Source organism: Microcoleus sp. B9-D4 (assembly GCF_036705105.1).
Lineage (GTDB): Bacteria > Cyanobacteriota > Cyanobacteriia > Cyanobacteriales > Microcoleaceae > Microcoleus.
The window spans coordinates 1-5,616 of record NZ_JAUBTS010000130.1 but is presented as its reverse complement, the minus strand read 5'-3'; the positions used below and the strand labels follow the sequence as shown (position 1 = coordinate 5,616).

General features: G+C 46.6%; 2 tRNA genes and 3 rRNA genes. All 5 read right to left on the bottom strand.

Annotated elements, in window-relative coordinates:
* Positions 1-46 precede the first annotated feature (46 nt).
* Positions 47-156, bottom strand: a 5S ribosomal RNA gene (gene rrf / locus QUB24_RS32825).
* Between the two features lie 135 nt (positions 157-291).
* Positions 292-3,170, bottom strand: a 23S ribosomal RNA gene (locus QUB24_RS32820).
* Between the two features lie 133 nt (positions 3,171-3,303).
* Positions 3,304-3,377, bottom strand: a tRNA-Ala gene (locus tag QUB24_RS32815).
* Positions 3,378-3,460: 83 nt separating this feature from the next.
* Positions 3,461-3,534: transfer RNA gene (locus tag QUB24_RS32810), tRNA-Ile, on the bottom strand.
* A gap of 90 nt (positions 3,535-3,624) precedes the next feature.
* Positions 3,625-5,138 (bottom strand): 16S ribosomal RNA (locus QUB24_RS32805).
* The 16S, 23S and 5S rRNA genes sit together here with 2 tRNA genes alongside, the layout of an rRNA operon.
* Between the last annotated feature and the right edge of the window lie 478 nt (positions 5,139-5,616).

Here is a 5,616-nt window from a genome sequence, read left to right as displayed (position 1 = left end):
ATTGGTAACAAAAAAGCCCTATCATTACTGATAGGGCTTTTCAAAAGAAAGGCGGCGACATACTCTCCCACATAACTGCAGTACCATCTGCGCAGTCGGGCTTAACTTCTCTGTTCGGAATGGGAAGAGGTGAGCCCCGACGCAATAACCACCTTAAGAGGTTAAATTGCTTTGAGCAATTTTTACAATTCGTAATTCATAATTTTAAATTCGTAATTGCAATAATATCTTAACATACTGAGATAAATTAATTTAAAGAAAGTTTCTTCCTCCGCCGAAGCGGAGGAATTTATACATAAGCTAACGGGTTATTAGTACTACTCGACTATGACATTACTGCCTTTACATCTATAGCCTATCAACGTGGTCATCTTCCACGACCCTTAAAAGAAATCTCATCTTGTGGTGGGTTTCGCGCTTATATGCTTTCAGCGCTTATCCCTTCCCGACGTAGCTACTCTGCAGTGCTCCTGGCGGAACAACAGATACACCAGCGGTCAGTCCAATTCGGTCCTCTCGTACTAGAATCAGATCCACTCAAATTTCTAACGCCCACAGTAGATAGAGACCGAACTGTCTCACGACGTTCTGAACCCAGCTCGCGTGCCACTTTAATGGGCGAACAGCCCAACCCTTGGGACCTTCTCCAGCCCCAGGATGTGACGAGCCGACATCGAGGTGCCAAACCCCCCCGTCGATATGAGCTCTTGGGGGAGATCAGCCTGTTATCCCCGGCGTACCTTTTATCCTTTGAGCGATGGCCCTTCCATGCGGAACCACCGGATCACTATGCTCTACTTTCGTACCTGATCGACCTGTATGTCTCTCAGTCAAGCTCCCTTATGCCATTGCACTCTACGCACGGTTACCAAGCGTGCTGAGGGAACCTTTAGAAGCCTCCGTTACTCTTTTGGAGGCGACCACCCCAGTCAAACTACCCACCAAACAATGTCCCCCGCATTACGGGGTTAGGCCTCAGACAAGCAAAGGGTGGTATTTCAACAATGACTCCACAACGCCTAGCGACGCCACTTCATAGTCTCCCACCTATCCTACACATCACGTGTCCAAGGTCAATATTAAGCTATAGTAAAGGTGCACAGGGTCTTTTCGTCCCACTGCGGGTAAGCGGCATCTTCACCGCTACTACAATTTCACCGAGCTCATGGCTGAGACAGTATCCAGATCGTTACACCATTCGTGCAGGTCGGAACTTACCCGACAAGGAATTTCGCTACCTTAGGACCGTTATAGTTACGGCCGCCGTTTACTTGGGCTTCATTTCAATGCTTCTCCGAAGATAACATCTCCACTTAACCTTCAAGCACCGGGCAGGTGTCAGGCCCTATACTTCATCTTACGATTTTGCAGAGCCCTGTGTTTTTGATAAACAGTCGCCTGGATCTTTTCACTGCGGCCAGCATTGCTGCTGGCGACCTTTCTCCCGAAGTTACAGGTCTATTTTGCCTAATTCCTTAGCCATGAATCTCTCGAGCACCTTAGGATTCTCTCCTCAACTACCTGTGTCGGTTTACGGTACGGGTACTTATAATCTAAGTTTAGAAGATTTTCTTGGCAGCCTTTAGGTACACTATCTCGTTGTCCGAAGACTCTGAGTACTATCGCATTTCACCAGTCCCAGCGGATTTGCCTACCGGGCCTATAGCTAAGTGCTTTAACGAACTATTCCGTCAGTTCGCGGTACTTTCACCACTGCGTCTCTCCATCACAATTATAAGTAGTACGGGAATATTAACCCGTTGGCCATCGACTGTCCCTTTCGGGTTCGCCTTAGGACCCGACTAACCCGCAGCTGATTAGCATAGCTGCGGAAACCTTAGTTTTTCGGTGTGCGGGTTTCTCGCCCGCATTATCGTTACTTATGCCTACATTTTCTTTTCTAAACAGTCCAGCATGACTCACATCACACCTTCGACCCAGTTTAGAATGCTCCCCTACCACTTGTATTACTACAAATCCATAGCTTCGGTAGTATGCTTATGCCCGATTATTATCCATGCTCGTCCGCTCGACTAGTGAGCTGTTACGCACTCTTTAAATGAATGGCTGCTTCCAAGCCAACATCCTAGCTGTCTGGGCAGACAAACCTCGTTTTTTCAACTTAGCATACATTTGGGGACCTTAGCTGATGGTCTGGGTTCTTTCCCTCTCGGACATGGACCTTAGCACCCATGCCCTCACTGCTGGTAAACATTATATAGCATTCGGAGTTTGTCAGGAATTGGTAGGCGGTGAAGCCCCCGCATCCAATCAGTAGCTCTACCTCTATATAACTTATACCCAGCGCTGCACCTAAATGCATTTCGGGGAGTACGAGCTATTTCCGAGTTTGATTGGCCTTTCACCCCTACCCACAGGTCATCCGAAGACTTTTCAACGTCAACCGGTTCGGACCTCCACTATGTGTTACCACAGCTTCATCCTGCCCATGGGTAGATCACACGGTTTCGCGTCTACCATTACTGACTAAAGCGCCCTATTCAGACTCGCTTTCGCTACGGATCCACACCTGAAGTGCTTATCCTTGCCAGCAACGGTAACTCGTAGGCTCATTATGCAAAAGGCACGCCGTCACCCCACGAAAGGGCTCCGACCGCTTGTAAGCGTATGGTTTCAGGATCTATTTCACTCCGTTATTCACGGTTCTTTTCACCTTTCCCTCACGGTACTGGTTCACTATCGGTCTCTCAGGAGTATTTAGCCTTAGCGGATGGTCCCGCCAAATTCACACAGGGTTTCACGTGCCCCGCGCTACTCAGGATACCACTATCTATATCTTCTCTTACCCATACAGGACTATCACCCTCTTTGGTTAACCTTTCCAGGTTATTCCGGTTCAATCCGCATAGAATATCGTGGTCCTACAACCCCAGAATTGCCGTAACAACTCTGGTTTGGGCTAATCCGCGTTCGCTCGCCACTACTTACGGAATCACTTTTGTTTTCTTCTCCTCCGCCTACTTAGATGTTTCAGTTCAGCGGGTTTGCCCCCTATCGGGTAATGCATCTTCAATGCATTGGGTTGCCCCATTCGGATATCTACGGATCAATTCGTGTGTGCCAATCCCCGTAGCTTTTCGCAGCTTATCACGTCCTTCATCGCCTCTGAGAGCCTAGGCATCCCCCATACGCCCTTATTTTGCTTATGTGCCGCCTATTTCTATAAATAAAAATAGGACTTTCTTTAATAAAATCGTAACATGTTACGATTCTACTGTACTTTCTACTTTTTAAATGTATTTTATCTCAATATGTCAATGAACTTTTTTCCTTTCGGAATCGTGGAGAATATCGGAGTCGAACCGATGACCTCCTGCGTGCAAGGCAGGCGCTCTAGCCAGCTGAGCTAATCCCCCAATTTGAACTCAGAATTATGAATTCAGAATTACGAATTATGAATCCCAACTTCCAGAATTTCCTTCAAACAAGCTTAAAAAAGTAGTCCCGGGCAGACTCGAACTGCCGACCCCTACATTATCAGTGTAGTACTCTAACCAGCTGAGCTACGAGACTCTGTTTTCTTTGCTTATTCTTATTTTTTAAATTAACAGCGAGAGTAATATTTCCCTTTCAACTAAAACCTAACGGTTAAATCTTCTCTAGAAAGGAGGTGTTCCAGCCGCACCTTCCGGTACGGCTACCTTGTTACGACTTAGCCCTAGTTACTAGTTTTACCCTAGGCAGCTCCTTGCGGTCACCGACTTCAGGCACCCCCAGCTTCCATGGCTTGACGGGCGGTGTGTACAAGGCCCGGGAACGTATTCACCGGATCATGGCTGATATCCGATTACTAGCGATTCCAGCTTCACGGAGTCGAGTTGCAGACTCCGATCCGAACTGAGATAGGTTTTGTAGATTCGCTCCTGCTCGCGCAGTGGCTGCTCTCTGTACCTACCATTGTAGCACGTGTGTGGCCCAGGACGTAAGGGCCGTGATGATTTGACGTCATCCCCACCTTCCTCACAGTTTACACTGGCAGTCTCGTTAGAGTTCCCGACATGACTCGCTGGCAACTAACGACAGGGGTTGCGCTCGTTATAGGACTTAACCTGACACCTCACGGCACGAGCTGACGACAACCATGCAGCACCTTGTAAATTGTCCGAAGAAAAAACTGTTTCCAGTCCTGTCAATCTACATTTAAGCCCTGGTAAGGTTCCTCGCGTATCATCGAATTAAACCACATGCTCCACCGCTTGTGCGGGCCCCCGTCAATTCCTTTGAGTTTCACACTTGCGTGCGTACTCCCCAGGTGGGATACTTATCACTTTCGCTTAGCCACTCAGATTGCTCCGAACAGCTAGTATCCATCGTTTACGGCGTGGACTACCAGGGTATCTAATCCTGTTCGCTCCCCACGCTTTCGTCCATCAGCGTCAATCACTTAGTAGTAACCTGCCTTCGCAATTGGTATTCCATGTAATATCTAAGCATTTCACCGCTACACTACATATTCTAGTTACTTCCTAAGCATTCAAGTCTTACAGTATCAATGGCAGTTCCATCGTTGAGCGATGGGCTTTCACCACTGACTTATAAGACCGCCTACGGACCCTTTAAACCCAATGATTCCGGATAACGCTTGGATCCTCCGTATTACCGCGGCTGCTGGCACGGAGTTAGCCGATCCTTATTCCTACAGTACCGTCAAGCTCCCACACGTGGGAGGGTTTCTTCCTGTATAAAAGCAGTTTACAATCCATAGGACCGTCTTCCTGCACGCGGCATGGCTGGTTCAGTCTTGCGACCATTGACCAATATTCCTCACTGCTGCCTCCCGTAGGAGTCTGGTCCGTGTCTCAGTACCAGTGTGGGGGATCTCCCTCTCAGGACCCCTACCCATCATCGTCTTGGTAAGCCGTTACCTTACCAACTAACTAATGGGACGCATGCTCATCTTATACCGTTGGAACTTTAATTACATCTTGATGCCAAGTCGTAATGCTATGGGGCATTAATCCAAATTTCTCTGGGCTATTCCCCTGTATAAGGTAGATTGCATACGCGTTACGCACCCGTGCGCCGGTCTCAAACACCGAAGTGTTCTACCCCTCGACTTGCATGTGTTAGGCCTGCCGCTAGCGTTCATCCTGAGCCAGGATCAAACTCTTCATCGTATATTGTTCGTTAGATTAATCTAACATTGTTTTATTCGATTTAAGTCGCTAGGTTGTTTTCAATTTACTCGAAAAATCTTACTCTCTCTTATTTTCAAAATTACATCGCTGTAATTTTGTGCTGTCAATTCAATATGTCTATGAACGTGTCATTCTTTTTTATTCTCGCCTCTCATTCGATTAGCGGGTGCAAAAGTACAACTCTTTTTTAATCTGGCAAGCTTTTTTGAAAAAATTTTTTGATTATTTTTTCCTGACCACTTACCCAATATTTTTAAGAACTTGTACAATCCGATTCTTTCGTTTCGGGTCGGCAAAGATACTACCTTTACTTTTTAATATCCAAATCTTTTTTCAACTTTTTTTAAAGTTTTTTTGATTTGTTTAATACTCCAGTTTGTGTGTGAACTTCTGCTCTAATGCGGGTGCAAAAGTAGAAATCTTTTCCGTAACCACAAGCCTTTTGCAATCTTTTTTT